This is a genomic window from Pseudomonas sp. JV241A (genome assembly GCF_900275665.1).
Taxonomy (GTDB): domain Bacteria; phylum Pseudomonadota; class Gammaproteobacteria; order Pseudomonadales; family Pseudomonadaceae; genus Aquipseudomonas; species Aquipseudomonas wadenswilerensis.
The window spans coordinates 73382-89052 of the sequence record NZ_OPYO01000015.1 but is presented as its reverse complement, the minus strand read 5'-3'; the positions used below and the strand labels follow the sequence as shown (position 1 = coordinate 89052).

Sequence of the window (15671 nt, the reverse complement as noted above, 5' to 3'; positions counted from 1 at the left end):
AAAGAAAAACCGGCAGAATGCGCCAACACTTTCACTGCAGGAGTGAAAATGATCCGTATCGATGATCTGGGCATGTTTGTCCGCAGCGCTGCCCTTGGCAGCTTTACCGCCGCCGCGCTCGAGGCAGATTTACTGCCAGGCCAGGTGGCGGCGGCGATCAAGCGCCTTGAGCGCGAACTTGATGTGCGCCTGTTTGCCCGCACCACCCGCAGCCTGCGCCTGACGGCCGAAGGCGAGCAGTACCTGCCCACCGCGGTGTCGGTGCTGGAGACCCTCAAGCAAGGGCGCGAGAGCCTGCGCGGTGATAATGCGCCGCTGCGCGGGGTGCTGCAGATTGCAGCGCCGTCGGACCTGGGGCGCAATATTCTGCTGCCCTGGCTTTCGGCGTTTCGACGCGAGCACCCGCAGCTGAACCTGCGCTTTTTTCTCTCTGACCAGATTGCCGACCTGTTTCGCGACCCGGTGGATGTCGCCATTCGCTATGGGCTCAATGGTGACGCCAACTACGTTGCGCTACCGCTGGCGCCGTGGAATCGGCGGGTGCTGGTAGCCTCGCCGGATTACCTCAGACGCAATGGCAGCCCACGGGTACCGGCAGATTTGCTCAGTCATGCGTGTTTGCTTTACCTGCAGAACGGCCGCGTGTTTGACAAGTGGCGGGTAGGCGCGCAGACGGTCCAGGTGTCCGGGCCGCTGTTCAGTGACGACGCCGATGTCGCCCGGCGCTGGGCGGTTGAGGGTGAAGGGATTGCCTTCAAGTCCTGGCTGGATGTCAGTGCCGATGTGCTGGCCGGGCGTCTGCTGGTGCTGTTGCAGGACCATCCTGGCGAGGCCTTGCCGTTGAGTCTGGTCTGCCCGCACCGCAAACAGGTCTCGCCTGCGGTGTCACGGCTGCATGGGTGGCTGGCCAATCAGTTCGAGTCGTTGAAGCCGATTTGAGGCCTTCCTGTGAACCATAGAATCTCCCACAGCTCGCACCTGCTTTTCAGGTAGCCGCCACAGCCTTATCCTTGCGCACTTTGCTCGCTGACTTTCGGGAGTTGCAATGTACATTGATGTACCCCGCCGCCTGGTGTTCTTCGATAAAAGCGACAGCATTCGCCCCGCCTGCCTGACCCAGTACGATCCGGACACCGGTGCATTGACCCACCCCGTCGGTACCCAGGCCGACGACAGGGTTTGCGACATCTCTCACGATGGCCGGCGCATGGCCCTGCAAGGCACCGATTGGCGGGTGGTGCGCGGCGCCAGTCGCTCGCGCCTGAGCTTTCTTGAAGATCGCACGGCGCTGCATGAGACCGACAGGTTCCTGGCGTACTGGTCGCACCTGGACCCCAACGGCCGGTACGCGCTGGTCGGGGTCGGCAACGATAAAAAGCGCCCGGTGGTCATCGACCTGGACAGCGGCGAATGCAGCGAACCGATCGCCCGTAATGTCGATGCCCGGTTTGGTTGCATCGACCCCGTGCAAGGCAAACTCTGGGCACCCGATGAGCGGGCCAGCAACAGTGTGCTGACGGTTGATTGCGCCAGTGGCGAGATCAACAAGATCACCCTGGCGCTGGACGCCAAGGTCAGAAGCCTGCGCTTTTCCCGTGATGGTCAATACCTGTTTGTCACCGGTGAAAACAACCGCCTGCTGTGCTGCGATCGCAACGGCGCGACATTGTGGTCCAGGGACATCGGCGAATATGGTCAGGTAGGCGCCGGGACAATCCTGTTCAATGAATCCGCTACTCACCTGTGCCTGCCGATCTCGGCGACGCAGCGTTCGAACTGGGGTGAAGACATCATCCTTGCGGCTGACAGCGGCCAGATCGAGACCACGGTTGTACGCCACAAAGGCCCACCCGGCCGGCTCGCCGCTGACTGGTTCGGCGATCAGTTGCTGACCCACCGTCTGGAGGTCGTGGACTTTTTCAGCGGTGCGGTCGTCGATGTGCTTGATCTGACCAGCCCCCTCCCCCCGGATAGCCCCATTTGAGAATGCCCAACATGCTTGTACTGCCAAAGGGAGAGCGCCACGGGGTACGAGTATCCCCGCGCTGGCCGTCCTCTGAAGTAGCCATCGATGAAGAAACTTTCCATAAGTTGATTGAGGCCCAATCAACGCTGCCACCCGACATTGAGCTGTTGCTGGTGCGCGGGTATGAAAACAAAAACAGCCATCTGGGTTCGTTCAGAACGCTCTCACGCTGGCTGGGCATCAAGGTGTTCTGCGCCTGCTACCCCGGTCGCAAGGATGAAGTCGGCGAGATATTTGGCTCCAATGGACATGACGTGGATGGCTCACATGTCGATGTCTCCATTGTGTTAAAGGGAAAAAGGCTGCGCTTCCTGCCCTTTGGCGTCTTTACCTCGCTGACTCGCCAGCGCGCACGCGCAGCGCACTACCTGGTGGTTATCGATAGGGTCAAAGACGCATTAAAACAATGCGGCTTTGACATCCATCGAAACGAAACAGAGAGCATGCAGATCCATTGCGACTGCAAACCTCAGAAGTCGTAACGCACATTCATCATCACATTGCGCGGCGGCCCGTAGTGCCCGTAGCTCCCGGAAAACCCGGCGTAGTACTTCTCGTCGAGCAGGTTGTTGAGGTTCAGCGTGGTGGAAAGATGATCGCTAAGCCGGTAGCGCGCCATCAGGTTGAGCACGGCGTAATCATCCTGGCCGACGCGGCTGTTGTAGCGGCTGAAGTACAGCGAGTTGCTGGAGTTCCAGCTGGCACCGCCGCCGAGGGTCAGGCGCTGCCATTGACCGGGTAGCTGGTAGGTGGTCCACAGCCGGAAGGTGTCCAGCGGCAGCTGGGCGGTCAGGCGCTGGCCTTCGGCGTCTTCGGTGCGCGAGTGGCTGAAGCCAGCCTGCAGCTCCCAACCCGGGGCGAGTTCGCCAGCCAGTTCCAGGTCAATGCCCTTGGTCTTGGCGCCGCTCACCGCGCGGTAGGCGTCCTGATCGGTGCCCGGCACGGTGTAGCCGGCATCCAGTTCGGCGACGTTGTCGCGCTTGATCATGTAACCGGCGATGTTGGCGTTGAGCCGGCCGTCGTAGAACTCGCCCTTCCAACCCAACTCATAGTTTTTACCCACCACCGGCTCAAGCACCTTGCCGCTGCGGTCCTGGCTCGACTGCGGCTTGAAGATGTCGGTGTAGCTGACGTAGATCGACTGCTCGGGCGTCAGGTCATAGACCACGCCAGCGTAGGGCGTGACTTCGCCGCGTTCGGTCATGCTGTAGTCCAGGACGTAGCCGGAAGCCAGGCTCTTGGAATAGTAGTGATAGCGGTAATTGCTGGCGCGGGCACCGAGGATCAGGTGCAGGCTGTCACTGAGGTTGAAGCGCCCGGCGACGAAGTAGCCGCTCTGGCGCGTGTCGACGTCGTAGTCCAGCGCCGGGGTGAAGCCGTCCTTGTCGGGCTTGGGCAGTTCGTTGTTCCAGTGGTTGAAGTCGACGATGGCCGAGCGCCCGGTGGTCGCGTAGTGGTGGTTGACGTAGTCGAGGTAGTTGGCCCCGACGATAAGCTCATGGCTGTTGCCGAACAGTTCGAACGGGCCCTGCAGGGTGGCATCGATGGCCTTCTGATGCTGGGTGGCTTCGGACCAGCCCTGGCTGATGGTGGCATTACCTTCGGGGGTGATGTACGACATGCCGGTCGAACTCTGGTAGGAGCCGCTGCGGGTATCGCGATCGACATCCATGAAGGTGCCCGCGACTTTCAGCTGCCAGTCGTTGGCCAATTGCTGTTCGAGCGCCAGGCTGTAGTTGTTGGTGTCGAAACGGTCCGAGGCCCAGCGTGCGCCGGAACTGGTATCGCGGGAGAAGTCCGTCGCCTGGCCGTTGGTGAACATGATCGGCACACCCTGGCCGCCCGTTGGCCGGTAGCGCTGGTGATCGATGCTCAGGCGCACCAGGGTGCTGTCGCTGAGGTCGACTTCGAGCGCTCCGTAAAGGATGTCGCGGTCCTGCTGGTACCAGTCCATGAAGGTATCGTTGAGCTGCTTGGCCGCGACCATGCGCCCGCGCAGGTTGCCGGTCGGCGTCAGCGGCCCGGAGACGTCCGCTTCCAGGCGCTTGAAATCCCAGGAGCCGATACCGCCCTGCACATAGGCCTGGAACTCGCGGGTCGGGCGCTTGCGGATCACGTTGACCACGCCGCTGGGGTCGCCCGCGCCGGTCATCAGCCCGGTGGCGCCGCGCACCACTTCCACCCGGTCGTAGATGGCCATGTCGAGCAAGGTGCTGGGCATGGTGCGGGTCTGGTTTTCCTGGTAAGTGGTGACGCCGTCGAACTGGTAGGTGTTGATGGCGCTGCCGCGCGAATAGATGTTGAAGCGCTCGCCGCCATCCTGGGACATGGTCACGCCGGGGGTCTGGTTGAGCACATCGGACATGTTGCGCAGCTGTTGGTCATCCATGCGCTGGCGGGTGACGACGCTGATCGACTGCGGCGTTTCGCGGATTGACAGGTTCATCTTGGTGGCAGTGCTGGTCGAGCCGCTGGTGTAGGAGCCGGTACCTTCGGTGGTGGCACCCAGGCCTGCTGCGCTGACACTGGTCGCACCCAGTTCAAGGGCGCCGGCCTCGCTGGCCCGGGGGATCAGGCGATAGCGCCCCTGCCCCATTACCAGCGGCTGCAGGCCGGTGCCGGCAATCAGCTGCGCCAGCGCCTGGTCGACGCCGAACTGGCCGCGCAGCCCGGGGCTCTGCAGGCCATTGGACAACTGCGAGTCGACGGCAACCATCACCCCGGCTTGCTGGCCAAATTGCCCGAGTACGCGGTCGAGGCTCCCCGGGGCGATGTCATAACTGCGCACACCGGCCTGCTCCGCGATCACCTGGGCAGCAATTGCGGTTTGGTTGAAGGACACCAGGGTAAAACCAAGCATCAGGGTGCGTACAGCAGTGGCAAGGGGGGTAAGGCGACAACGCATCGAGGCAATCCTTGGGAAGCAGGGGTGGGCATGGCGCTGGCAGTGCAGCGCTTTCCCTTGTCTTGATGCGCGAAGCGACAAAACCTGCCAACGCCAATGAAAATTATTTCAGGCGGGCACGACACTGGCCCAATAGCCCAGCACGCGCTGGACGCGAACAGGCAAGACCTGGGTGATCAGCTCAAGACTGGCGTCGGGTTGATCGATGGAGAACGAGCCGCTGACCTGCAGCCCGGTAATTCGCGGATCGCAACGCAGCACGCCGGGGCGATAGCGGTCGAGCTCGGCCAGCAGCTCGCCGAGCGGCATGCGTTGCGCAACCAGCAGACCCTGGGTCCAGGCCTCCGCGCCCACAGCCAGCGGCACCAACGGGCCGGCCCGGGAGCTGCTGTACCGCTGTTGCCAGCTGGCCTCCAGGGTGACGCGCGCGCCTTGCCCGTGCTCGACCTGCGCCGCCCCCTTGAGCACCTGCACCAGGGTGCCAGTGGATTGCTGGCTGACCACCAGGCGCGACAGCGTCGCCGGCCGAACCCGGGCATCAGCGGTGCGCAGGCTGACACTGGCACCCTGCTCCACCTCCAGCAGCACTCGTCCACGGTTGAGGGTCAGCACCCGGTCGCCGGCCACCACGTCACTGTCCAGGGCGCTGCGGGTATCCAGTTGCAACGCCAGCCCCGAGGCGAGGCTCCAGTGTCGGCGCTCGCCGGTGGCGGTCCCGTAGTCGCTGAACAGGGTCGGCAGCACTGTGCGTTGCTGTACCCCGTAACCAGTGGCTATCAGCACGCCACCGGCAGCCAGGCTCTTGAGCACTGCCCTTCGCGAGGGCAGCGAACGTGCCTCAAGCAGGCTACGCGCACCAGCCGCCGACAGGCCGCGGGTGCCTTCACGAAGGCCCTGGCTGATGCCCGTGAGCCGCTGCCAGGCCAGTTCATGGGCCGCGCTTTCCTGGCGCCAGCGCTGGCAGGCGAGCTGCTCGGCGTCGCTGCTCACACCCGATTGCAGGCGCACCATCCACAACATGGCCTGTTCGAGGATTTGCGGATCGAGACACGGCTCGTGTGCGGTCAACGGCTTCATTCGCCATGCACTGCGGCATAGCAATGCCGATAGGCCTTGAGCATGGCCTTCTGCACGACATTGACGGTCAGGCCCAGGCGCTCGGCGATCTGCGGGTAGGTCAGGCCGTCGAGCTGGGACAGCAAAAACACTTCACGCACCCGGTTGGCCAGGCCATCGAGCACCTGGCCCACCGCGTCCAGCGCCTCGAGCACCAGCACCCGGGTTTCCTCCGAAGGCTGATGCTGCGGCTCAAGCTGAGCCAGGCTTTGCAGATATGCGCGCTCCAGGGCCTGGCGGCGAAAATGCTGCAGGCACAGGCGGCTGGCGATGGTGCCCAGGTAGGCCCGGGGTTCGCGCAGCAACGGCGGCATCTCGCTACGAAGGAGTTTTACGAAGGTGTCCTGTGCGAGGTCCAGCGCTTGTTCGCGATTGCCCAGTTTGCGCCGGAGCATGGCCACTACCCAGCTGTGATGCTGGAGATACAGCGCGCCGACATCGTGGGGGCTGGATGGGGACATGGACGGGATCTCCTGGCAGCTAAGGAAATCCGTGCATGGTAATACTTCTCATTCATTGACTACTACAGGTTTTGCTTTGGCCGAGCGTTTCGCGGGGCAAGGCCCGCTCCCACAGGTTCGGCGCAGGGCCTGTAGGAGCGGGCTTGACCCGCGATGATTTCAGCGGCGGCTGATGACCACCTCCAGGTACTCGCTCGGCACCACCAGCGACGCACCTCCCGCCACGTTGTTGTCGTTCAACAGCTGGGTCAGATCGCGTTCCAGCGCGCTGGCCTTGTCGCTTTCCAACGATGCAAACGCCTTGTGTACCGGCCCGTACCAGGTCCTGAACACTTCGATGAAATGCGCCGCCGAACGATAGCGAAAATTGAAGTGCTCGCGGCTGACCTTGATCGAACCGATGTCGTCGCCGAACAGGCTATGCAACTGTTCTTCATCCCCCCAGCGTGAGGGCGGTTGCGCACCGGCAGGTGGCGGCACATGGCGGCCGAGGGTCTTGAACATCTGGCCGATAAACCCTTGCGGGGTCCAGTTGGCCAGGCCGATACGGCCGCCCGAGCGGCACACGCGGCCCAGTTCCTTCGCCGCTTGCGCCTGGTCGGGGGCGAACATCACGCCGAAGGTCGATGACACCACATCGAAGGCGCCGTCCTGAAACGGCAAGGCCTCAACATCGGCGACCTGAAACACGACATTCAGACGTTCGGCGCGGGCGCGCTCTTCGCCGCGCTTGAGCAGTTCGGGCACATAATCGGTGGAGGTGACCTGGCAGCCGCGGCGTGCGGCGGCCAGGGTGACATTGCCGTTGCCGGCCGCGACATCCAGGACCTTTTCGTCCCAGCGCAAGTCGCAGGCTTCGGCCAGGTGTTCACCGACCAGCTGCAAGGTGGTACCGATCACCGCGTAGTCGCCACTGGCCCACGTCGCCTGCTGGCGCGCTTTCAAAGCATTCAAATCCAGGGGTGTGCTCATGGTCTGCACCTGATGAGGTTGTTCACACGAACAATCAGCTAAACCCCAACCCCATCATCCGGCAAGGGCCGCCGTTTCAGCGGCAAGACCCGTTGGCTACAGGGCTATAACCCCAGCGCATAAACAACAAAAGCACCCGAAGGTGCTTTTGTTGTCAGCGCGTGTTAGCGCGACAGGTTGGCCACCTTGGCCCGTGCCGCATGCAGTTTTTTGTAGCTGTCGATCAGGCGCTGGTGACGGTCGAGGCCTTCGAGTTTCATGCTGGTCGGCGTCAGGCCGTAGAAGCGCACGCTGCCGTCCACCGAGCCGAGCACCGCGTCCATGCGCGGGTTGCCGAACATGCGGCGGAAATTGACCTCGTAATCGGCCAGTTCCAGTTCATCGTCCAGCGCCACTTCCAGCACCACATTCACCGCCTGATAGAACAAGCCGCGCTCGACGGTGTTGTCGTTGAACTGCAGGAAGGTCTCGACCAGCTCTTTGGCCGGTTCAAATTGCTGCAGGGCAAGGTGGATCAGCAGCTTCAACTCCAGGATGGTCAGCTGGCCCCAGGCGGTGTTGTCGTCGAACTCGATGCCGATCAGGGTGGTGATGTCGGTGTAATCATCCAGCTCGCTTTCTTCCAGGCGCTCGACCAGAGCGTGCAGCTGCTCATCATCCAGGCGGTGCAGGTTGAGGATGTCTTCACGGAAGAACAGCGCCTTGTTGGTGTTGTCCCAGATCAGGTCGTCCACCGGATAGATTTCCGAATAATCCGGTACCAGGATGCGGCAAGCCGTGGCGCCCAGGTGCTCGTACACCGCCATGTACACTTCTTTGCCCATGTCTTCGAGAATACCGAACAGCGCTGCGGCTTCGTCGGCGTTGGCGTTTTCACCCTCGGCACAGAAGTCCCACTCGACGAATTCGAAGTCTGCCTTGGCACTGAAGAAGCGCCACGACACCACACCGCTGGAGTCGATGAAGTGCTCGACAAAGTTGTTCGGCTCGGTCACCGCGTGGCTTTCGAAGGTCGGCTGCGGCAGGTCGTTCAGGCCTTCGAAACTGCGGCCCTGGAGCAGTTCGGTGAGGCTGCGCTCCAACGCCACTTCAAAGCTTGGGTGCGCGCCGAACGAGGCAAACACGCCGCCGGTGCGCGGGTTCATCAAGGTCACGCACATCACCGGGAAGGCGCCGCCGAGCGACGCATCCTTGACCAGCACCGGGAAGCCCTGCTCTTCCAGGCCCTGGATGCCGGCGAGAATGCCGGGGTACTTGGCCAGTACTTCCTGTGGCACATCCGGCAATGCCAGCTCGCCTTCAAGGATTTCACGCTTGACCGCGCGCTCGAAGATTTCCGACAGGCACTGCACCTGGGCTTCGGCCAGGGTGTTACCGGCGCTCATGCCGTTGCTCAGGTACAGGTTCTCGATCAGGTTGGAGGGGAAGTACACCACCTCACCATCGGACTGGCGCACGAACGGCAGCGAGCAGATACCGCGTTCGACATTGCCGGAGTTGGTGTCGTACAGGTGCGAGCCGCACAGTTCGCCATCGGGGTTGTAAATCTCGCGGCAGTATTCGTCGAGGATTTCCGCCGGCAGCGCATCTTTACGGCCTGGCTTGAACCAGCGCTCGTCCGGGTAATGGACGAATTCTGCGTTGGCGATGTCTTCGCCCCAGAACTGGTCGTTGTAGAAGAAGTTGCAGTTGAGCCGCTCGATGAATTCGCCCAGCGCCGAGGCCAGCGCGCCTTCCTTGGTCGCGCCCTTGCCATTGGTAAAGCACATCGGCGACTGCGCATCGCGAATGTGCAGCGACCAGACATTGGGCACGATATTGCGCCACGAGGCGATCTCGATCTTCATCCCAAGGCCGGCGAGAATCCCCGACATGTTGGCAATGGTCTGTTCCAGCGGCAGGTCCTTGCCGGCGATGAAGGTACTGGTGTCCGACGCCGGGTCGAGCATCAGCAAGGCCTGGGCGTTGGCATCGAGGTTTTCCACTTCTTCGATGACAAAATCAGGGCCGGTCTGCACCACCTTTTTCACCGTGCAGCGGTCGATGGAGCGCAGGATGCCCTGGCGGTCCTTCTCGGAGATATCGGCCGGCAACTCGACCTGGATCTTGAAGATCTGCTTGTAACGGTCTTCCGGGTCGACAATGTTGTTTTGCGACAGGCGGATGTTATCGGTGGGGATACCCCGGGTCTGGCAGTACAGCTTTACAAAGTACGCCGCGCACAGGGCCGACGAAGCCAGAAAGTAATCGAACGGCCCCGGTGCCGAGCCATCGCCCTTGTAGCGGATCGGTTGATCGGCCACCACCGTGAAGTCATCGAACTTGGCTTCAAGTCGAAGGTTGTCGAGAAAGTTAACCTTGATTTCCATGCGGGAATACCATACGAGCAAAACGATTTGGCCGCCATTATCCGGGTTTTCGCCGGGAAGTCTTGTGCCGGGCGCAATTACTCGGGCAAACCCGCCAGGCGCAGCCCCTGGGCAAACCGCTCGAAATCCTCGCCCTGCTGGATCGGCAGCCATTCCTTGAGCCGCGACACCCGCAAGGTCGGGTCCATCGCCCGCAGGCGCTGCAGCGCCTGCTCGACTTTGTCCTGCCGGCCGGCGTGGGCATAGCTGGCCGCCAGCAGGGCCGCAGCCGGCAGCAGGCTGGGCAGGTTACCCAGGGCCTTTTCGGCCCAACTGGCGGCGATGTCGAAGCGCCCGGCAAAAAAGTGCGCCAGGGCCATGCCCACCTGCATGCGAAACATCTCCGGGTCCAGCGGGCTCAGGCGCACGGCATGGTTGAGGTTGTCGATGGCCGCCTCGGTTTCGCCGCGCAGGGCACGCAAAATACCGCCCAGGTACCAGGCCGGCGCCAGGTTGGGGTTGAGCAGCCGGGCGCGGTCGAGCAAGGCGATGCCGCTGTCGACATCGCCCGCCAGGTGCGCCAGGGCATGGCCACCACGGGTCAGGGCCACGGCGTCGTCGCGGCCAAGCACCACGGCCAGGCGCGCCAGCCGCGTGCCTTCGGCGATCTCCCGCGGGCGATCGCTCATCCAGCCATTGATCTTGCGCCAGAAGTGGCACCAGGCGGCCATGCCGTAGGCCGAGGCGAATTCCGGGTCCAGTTCGATAGCCCGGTAGAACAGCGCCAGGGCCTGTTCGATGGCTTCGCGGGTGCCGTTATGCAGCTTGGCCGTACCACGCAGGTAGTAGTCGTAGGCATCGAGACTGTCGGTGGGTTTGCGCTTGGCCCGCTCGATTTCGGCCCGTTCCAGCTGTGGGGCAATGGCGCCGACCACGCTTTCGGCAATGCGGTCCTGCAGGTCGAAAATGTCGTCGAGCAGGCCTTCGAAGCGCTCGGCCCACAGATGCGTGCCGCTGCTGGCATCAATCAACTGGCCGGTGATACGCACCTTGTTGCCGGCCTTGCGCACGCTGCCTTCAAGCACGTAGCGCACACCCAGCTCCTGGCCGATACCCTGCACGTCCACCGCCCTGCCCTTGTAGGTAAAACTGGTGTTGCGGGCGATGACGAACAGCCAGCGCAGGCGCGACAAGGCAGCGATGATGTCTTCGACCATGCCGTCGGCGAAGTAGTCCTGCTCGGGGTCGCCGCTGAGGTTGTGGAACGGCAGCACGGTGATCGACGGTTTGTCTGGCAGGTTCAGTATGGCGGCTGGCGCCGGCAGTGGTTCGGCTGACAGTGCAGGCTCGTCGGCCAGGCCCTCGCAACGGCTGATCACGCCTGTGAAGCGGTAGCCCTTGCGCGGCACGGTGCGCACCAGGCGCTGCTGCTCGCCGGTGTCGCCGATGGCCTTGCGCACGGCGTTGATGTGGCTGGTGATGGTCGATTCGGAGACGATGCGCCCGCTCCATACCGCCTGCAGCAGGTCGTCCTTGCTGACCACCCGTTCGTGGTTGCTGACCAGCAGCAGCAACAGGTCGAACACCTGCGGGCCGATGGCCACGACCTGGCCGCGCTGGGTCAGCTCCCGGCGCTGCTGGTCGAGCACGTAGTCTTCAAACACGAATTGCACGGTGGCTATCCCCTGGGTCGAGCGCCCCCGACTCAGTGTCCGAGCTGGCGATTGGTCGTGGTTTCGATCATACGGCAGGCCGTGGCCGGCTGCACCGTCCAGCGGGCGGGTCGGCGCAGGTTGGAGGCTTTGGACATAAATCCACGCCAATGCCAAGGCAAATCCACGCCTGCTGCAAGGACTTGCCCCGGCGCCGCTGGCACGCTTGAGCCCATCGACAGCAATGGTTGCCGTCGGCAAGCGGAGAGTCCCCATGAAAATCGTCGTCATCGGAGGCACCGGCCTCATCGGATCGAAACTGGTGAAAAACCTGCGCGAGCGCGGCCATGACGCCGTCGCCGCCTCGCCCAACACCGGGGTCAACAGCATTACCCGCGAAGGCCTGGCCGAGGCGATGGATGGCGCCCAGGTGGTGGTCGATGTGGCCAACGCGCCATCGTGGGAAGACCAGGCGGTGCTGGAGTTTTTTGAAACCTCCACCCGTAATCTGCTGGCCGCCGAAGCCGCTGCCGGCGTCGGCCATCATGTGGCGCTGTCGATCGTCGGCAGCGAGCGGCTGCCGGCCAACGGCTACTTTCGTGCCAAGGTCGCCCAGGAGAACCTGATCAAGGCGTCCGGCCAGCCCTTCACCCTGCTGCGCGCCACGCAGTTCTTCGAGTTTGTCGGCGGCATTGCCCAGGCGGCCATGGTTGGCGACGAAGTGCGCCTGTCACCGGCGCTGATCCAGCCCATGGCTTCCGATGACGTCGCTGCGGCGCTCACCGATGTGGCCCTGGCGGCGCCGCTCAACGCCACCGTGGAAGTCGCCGGCCCCGAAGCCCTGCCGCTGGATGAGCTGGTGCGGCGTTTGTTCCGCGCCACCGACGACACCCGCAAGGTGGTGCCGGATGTACACGCGCGCTACTTCGGCGATGTGCTCGACGACCAGTCGCTGACCCCCGGCAGCAACCCGCGCCTGGGTGCGATCCGCTTCGAGGACTGGCTGGCGCAATCCACCCCCCAGGCACCGCACTGAGACACGCTCACCCACTCATTGAAGGAGCATTGCCATGTTTAGCCGATTGGTTCTCGCCGCCGCCTTTGCCAGTTTTTCAATCACCAGCGCCTGGGCTGGCGAACCGCAACCGGGCAAGGTCAGTGTGGTGTTCGACCGCGCCCTGCCCAATGTGCCAGGCAAGAGCATGAAGGGCGTGCTGGTGGAATACGCGCCAGGCGGCGCATCACCGGCGCACCTGCATCCGAAGTCGGCGTTCATCTACGCCACGGTGCTCGAAGGCGCGGTGCGCAGCAAGGTCGGCGACGGCCCGGAGAAGGTCTACAAGGCCGGGGAGCATTTCGTCGAGGAGCCCGGCGCCTTTCATGCAGTCAGCGCTAATGCCAGCAGCACCGAGCCGGCCCGTTTGCTGGCGGTGTTCGTGCTCGACAGCAGCGAGCAGGAGCTGGTCAAGCCCGTTAACAAGTAACCACGCCAGGCGACCCTCGGCAGCTTCGGCTTCGGCTGCCGCAGGCGCCGGCATTGAACAGGACACCCATCATGAACGTGCTCGTGCCCTCCCCCGACGTCGAGGCAGCACCGACAGCGCCACGGCGCGGCAAGCGCAAGGTCGTCGGCCTGCTGCTTTGCGCCAGTGCCCTGGCGGTGTTGCTGGCTGGCTGGGCTGCAGGGTTCAGCGGCGCCAGCACCTCCACCGACAACGCCTATGTGCGCGGCGACGTCACCTCGCTAGCGGCCAAGGTGGCCGGCTACGTAACCGCGGTCCAGGTCCGGGACAACCAGAGCGTGCGCGCCGGTGACGTGCTGTTTCGCATCGACGACCAGGACTATCGCGCTCACCTCGACCAGGCCGAGGCCAACTACAACGCGGCCCAGGCACGCCTGAGCCATGTCGATGCGCAGACCCAGCTGCAACGCGCACTGATTCGCCAGGCCGAGGCCCAGCGGCGCTCGGCCGCCGCCGAAATGAACCTGGCGAGCTAAACCCACGACCGCAGCCGCAAGCTGATCGTCAGCAACGCCGTCAGCCAGGCCCTGGTCGATGAAACCGGCGCGGCGCAATCAAAGGCCGCGGCGACGGTGTCTGCCGCCTCGGCCTCGGTGGACGCGCAACAGCAGCACATCGCCGTGCTGCTCGCCCAGCGTCAAGCCGCCGTTGCTGCCGTGGCCCAGGCCCAGGCCGCGCGGGACCTGGCGCGGATCGACCTGGACAGCACGGTGGTGCGTGCCCCGGTGGATGGCGTGGTCGGCAACCGCCAGGTGCGGGTCGGGCGCTTTGTGACCACCGGCGTGGCCTTGCTCGATATCGTGCCGGTCAACGATGTGTGGGTGGTGGCCAACTTCAAGGAAACCCAGCTTGAGCCGATCCACCCTGGCCAGCGCGTGCGCATCACCGTCGACGGCTACCCCGACGACGTGCTGGAAGGCGTGGTCGACAGCTTTGCCCCCGGCAGTGGTTCGGCGTTCAGCCTGCTGCCGGCCGACAACGCCACCGGCAATTTCGTCCGGGTCGTGCAGCGTGTGCCGGTGAAGATCCGCCTGGCCCATAACCCCCTGCCCGGGCGTATCGTGCCGGGCCTGTCGGCGCGGGTCGAGGTGGCCCATGGCGGTGGCTCGTGAAGCGCGGCGGCGCTAGCCTGCTGGTGGTCGGCATACTGCTCGCCACCCTGACCGAGGCCATCGCCAGTACCGTACTGGCGCTGGGCCGCGGCGACATCATCGGCGACACCTATGCCACGCCCGATGAGTTCGCCTGGCTGGATATCGGCTACACCGGGTTCAAACTGATCGGTTTCATGAGCGCCGCCTGGCTGCTCAGGCGCTTCGATCCCCGGCAGGTGGTCATCGGTGCGACCCTGGCCATGGGTCTGGCTTGCGCGATCGCGGTTTACACCACGCAACTGCAGTTGCTGACTGCGTTGCGGGTGGCGCAGGGTTTTGCCGGCGGCACGCTGCTGGTCGGCGGTCAGATGATCCTGTTTCGGGCCTACCCGCGCGCCTGGCAACCGCTCATTCAAGCGCTGTTCGCCATGGGCGCCGTGGTTGCCCCGGCTACCCTCGCCCCGGCCCTGCATGGCTGGTTGCTGGACAGCCAGTCGTGGACCTGGATCTTCTTCAGCGTCTTGCCGCTGGCGCTGCTGGCCGGTGGGCTTGTGCTGCTCGCCGACGTGCCGAAGCCGGCCAAAGCCCGACAGCTACCGTTTGACTGGCTTGGCTTGTTTTTCCTCGCCACTGCGCTGTTGTGCTTTACCTATGTGCTCAGCCAGGGCAGCCGCTGGGACTGGTTCGAGGAACCTCGCATCCGCTGGCTGACGGTGATTGGCACAGCGGCGCTGCTGGTGTTTCTCGGTCGGCAAGTGCTGGCCAAGGGTCGAGGTCTGCTCGACTTCAGCCTGTTCCAATCGAGCGATTTTGCCTTCGCCTTTATCGTCAGTTTTGTCGCCGGTGCGGCCTTGTTTGGCAGTGCGTACCTGATCCCGGCATTTGCCTTGTCGGTGCTGGGCTTTACCCCGACGAGTGCCGGTTTGTTGCTGTTGCCCAGTGGCGCGTTTTTCGTGGGTGCGCTGCTGGTTTCGGCCTACCTCATGCAGGCACGTGGGGTGCCGCCGTTTGCCACGGTGCCCTTTGGCATCGGGCTGATCATGATCGCCATGTGGATGCTGTCTGGCTCGACCAGCGAAAGCGGCAGCGCAGACATGATGGCGGCCATTGTATTGCGCGGGCTGGGCTTGGGTTTTCTGTTTTTGTCGATCACCCTGATTGCCTTCACGCACCTCAACAGCCGCAACCTGGCGGCCGGCATTGGCCTGTTCAATGCCGGGCGGCAGTTAGGCGGGCTGATGGGGGTGGCCGGGTTGCAGACCCTGATCGAGCATGACGTCGCGACCAATGCCGTGGTGCTCGGCACCCGTGTCACGCCCGGCAGCGCGGCGATGATGGAGCGTTTGACCAGCAGCACGGCGTTGCTGATGGATAAAGGCATGGATGCAGCGGCGGCGGCGCGGGCGGCGACAAATTTGCTGGGGCGGGCGCTGTCCGGGCAGGCCCAGGTGATTGCCTTCGACAGTGCGTTCATGGCCGTGACGCTGCTGTTTGCCGTGGCGGCGCCCGTGTTGGTAGCGATCAAGATCGGCTTTGCCAAGCATGCAAAAACCTATTCTCGGGAAGGCCAATAA

Annotated in this window: 12 protein-coding genes and 1 pseudogene; 7 read left to right on the top strand and 6 right to left on the bottom strand. The window is 63.7% G+C overall.

The window, feature by feature from the left end:
- Window positions 1–48: 48 nt before the first annotated feature.
- From JV241A_RS09995 to JV241A_RS09985, 3 genes are all read left to right on the top strand, one after another.
- Window positions 49–939, top strand: coding sequence for a LysR family transcriptional regulator (locus tag JV241A_RS09995; RefSeq protein WP_134062272.1), 891 nt, complete (start codon window positions 49–51; stop codon window positions 937–939).
- A gap of 106 nt (window positions 940–1045) precedes the next feature.
- Window positions 1046–1984 carry a WD40 repeat domain-containing protein gene (locus JV241A_RS09990; RefSeq protein ID WP_115087340.1) on the top strand — a complete coding sequence of 313 codons (939 nt, stop codon included), beginning with the start codon at window positions 1046–1048 and terminating at the stop codon, window positions 1982–1984.
- A gap of 11 nt (window positions 1985–1995) precedes the next feature.
- Window positions 1996–2508 carry a hypothetical protein gene (locus JV241A_RS09985; protein ID WP_134062270.1) on the top strand — a complete coding sequence of 171 codons (513 nt, stop codon included), beginning with the start codon at window positions 1996–1998 and terminating at the stop codon, window positions 2506–2508.
- Here JV241A_RS09985 and JV241A_RS09980 read toward each other — a convergent pair.
- From JV241A_RS09980 to JV241A_RS09955, 6 genes are all read right to left on the bottom strand, one after another.
- Window positions 2496–4931, bottom strand: a complete 2436-nt coding sequence (locus tag JV241A_RS09980) for a TonB-dependent siderophore receptor (RefSeq protein WP_115087342.1) — start codon at window positions 4929–4931, stop codon at window positions 2496–2498. The genes JV241A_RS09985 and JV241A_RS09980 overlap by 13 nt on opposite strands.
- A 108-nt stretch (window positions 4932–5039) precedes the next feature.
- A complete protein-coding gene (locus JV241A_RS09975; RefSeq protein ID WP_134062268.1) occupies window positions 5040–6008 on the bottom strand; it encodes a DUF4880 domain-containing protein in 969 nt (322 codons plus the stop codon).
- Entirely contained in the window at window positions 6005–6508 is a 504-nt protein-coding gene (locus tag JV241A_RS09970) for a sigma-70 family RNA polymerase sigma factor (protein ID WP_115087346.1), read from the bottom strand. The genes JV241A_RS09975 and JV241A_RS09970 overlap by 4 nt, the downstream gene beginning before the upstream one ends.
- Before the next feature lie 159 nt (window positions 6509–6667).
- Complete coding sequence (locus JV241A_RS09965; protein WP_134062266.1) at window positions 6668–7480, bottom strand: class I SAM-dependent methyltransferase; 813 nt, start codon at window positions 7478–7480, stop codon at window positions 6668–6670.
- A gap of 164 nt (window positions 7481–7644) precedes the next feature.
- Window positions 7645–9849: an OsmC domain/YcaO domain-containing protein gene (locus tag JV241A_RS09960; protein ID WP_134062264.1), complete on the bottom strand. Its 2205-nt coding sequence runs from the start codon at window positions 9847–9849 to the stop codon at window positions 7645–7647.
- A gap of 77 nt (window positions 9850–9926) precedes the next feature.
- Window positions 9927–11501, bottom strand: a complete 1575-nt coding sequence (locus tag JV241A_RS09955) for a winged helix-turn-helix domain-containing protein (RefSeq protein ID WP_134062262.1) — start codon at window positions 11499–11501, stop codon at window positions 9927–9929.
- Window positions 11502–11754: 253 nt separating this feature from the next.
- On the opposite strand from JV241A_RS09955, the gene JV241A_RS09950 reads away from it, so the two are divergent.
- The 4 genes and pseudogenes from JV241A_RS09950 to JV241A_RS09935 all read left to right on the top strand — a co-directional run bounded on the left by JV241A_RS09950 (window position 11755) and on the right by JV241A_RS09935 (window position 15671).
- Complete coding sequence (locus JV241A_RS09950) at window positions 11755–12516, top strand: SDR family oxidoreductase (RefSeq protein WP_134062260.1); 762 nt, start codon at window positions 11755–11757, stop codon at window positions 12514–12516.
- 34 nt (window positions 12517–12550) lie between these two features.
- A complete protein-coding gene (locus tag JV241A_RS09945; protein WP_115087356.1) occupies window positions 12551–12964 on the top strand; it encodes a cupin domain-containing protein in 414 nt (137 codons plus the stop codon).
- Between the two features lie 71 nt (window positions 12965–13035).
- Window positions 13036–14115, top strand: a pseudogene (locus tag JV241A_RS09940) (HlyD family secretion protein).
- Window positions 14112–15671, top strand: a complete 1560-nt coding sequence (locus tag JV241A_RS09935) for an MFS transporter (protein ID WP_134062258.1) — start codon at window positions 14112–14114, stop codon at window positions 15669–15671. The pseudogene JV241A_RS09940 and the gene JV241A_RS09935 overlap by 4 nt, the downstream one beginning before the upstream one ends.

Bases quoted from the DNA above. Each gene is read 5' to 3' on its own strand.
- JV241A_RS09995 (WP_134062272.1), top strand. From the start codon at position 49: ATGATCCGTATCGATGATCTGGGCATGTTTGTCCGCAGCGCTGCCCTT.
- JV241A_RS09990 (WP_115087340.1), top strand. From the start codon at position 1,046: ATGTACATTGATGTACCCCGCCGCCTGGTGTTCTTCGATAAAAGCGAC.
- JV241A_RS09975 (WP_134062268.1), bottom strand. From the start codon at position 6,008: ATGAAGCCGTTGACCGCACACGAGCCGTGTCTCGATCCGCAAATCCTC.
- JV241A_RS09970 (WP_115087346.1), bottom strand. From the start codon at position 6,508: ATGTCCCCATCCAGCCCCCACGATGTCGGCGCGCTGTATCTCCAGCAT.
- JV241A_RS09945 (WP_115087356.1), top strand. From the start codon at position 12,551: ATGTTTAGCCGATTGGTTCTCGCCGCCGCCTTTGCCAGTTTTTCAATC.
- JV241A_RS09985 (WP_134062270.1), top strand. From the start codon at position 1,996: ATGCTTGTACTGCCAAAGGGAGAGCGCCACGGGGTACGAGTATCCCCG.
- JV241A_RS09980 (WP_115087342.1), bottom strand. From the start codon at position 4,931: ATGCGTTGTCGCCTTACCCCCCTTGCCACTGCTGTACGCACCCTGATG.
- JV241A_RS09950 (WP_134062260.1), top strand. From the start codon at position 11,755: ATGAAAATCGTCGTCATCGGAGGCACCGGCCTCATCGGATCGAAACTG.
- JV241A_RS09965 (WP_134062266.1), bottom strand. From the start codon at position 7,480: ATGAGCACACCCCTGGATTTGAATGCTTTGAAAGCGCGCCAGCAGGCG.
- JV241A_RS09960 (WP_134062264.1), bottom strand. From the start codon at position 9,849: ATGGAAATCAAGGTTAACTTTCTCGACAACCTTCGACTTGAAGCCAAG.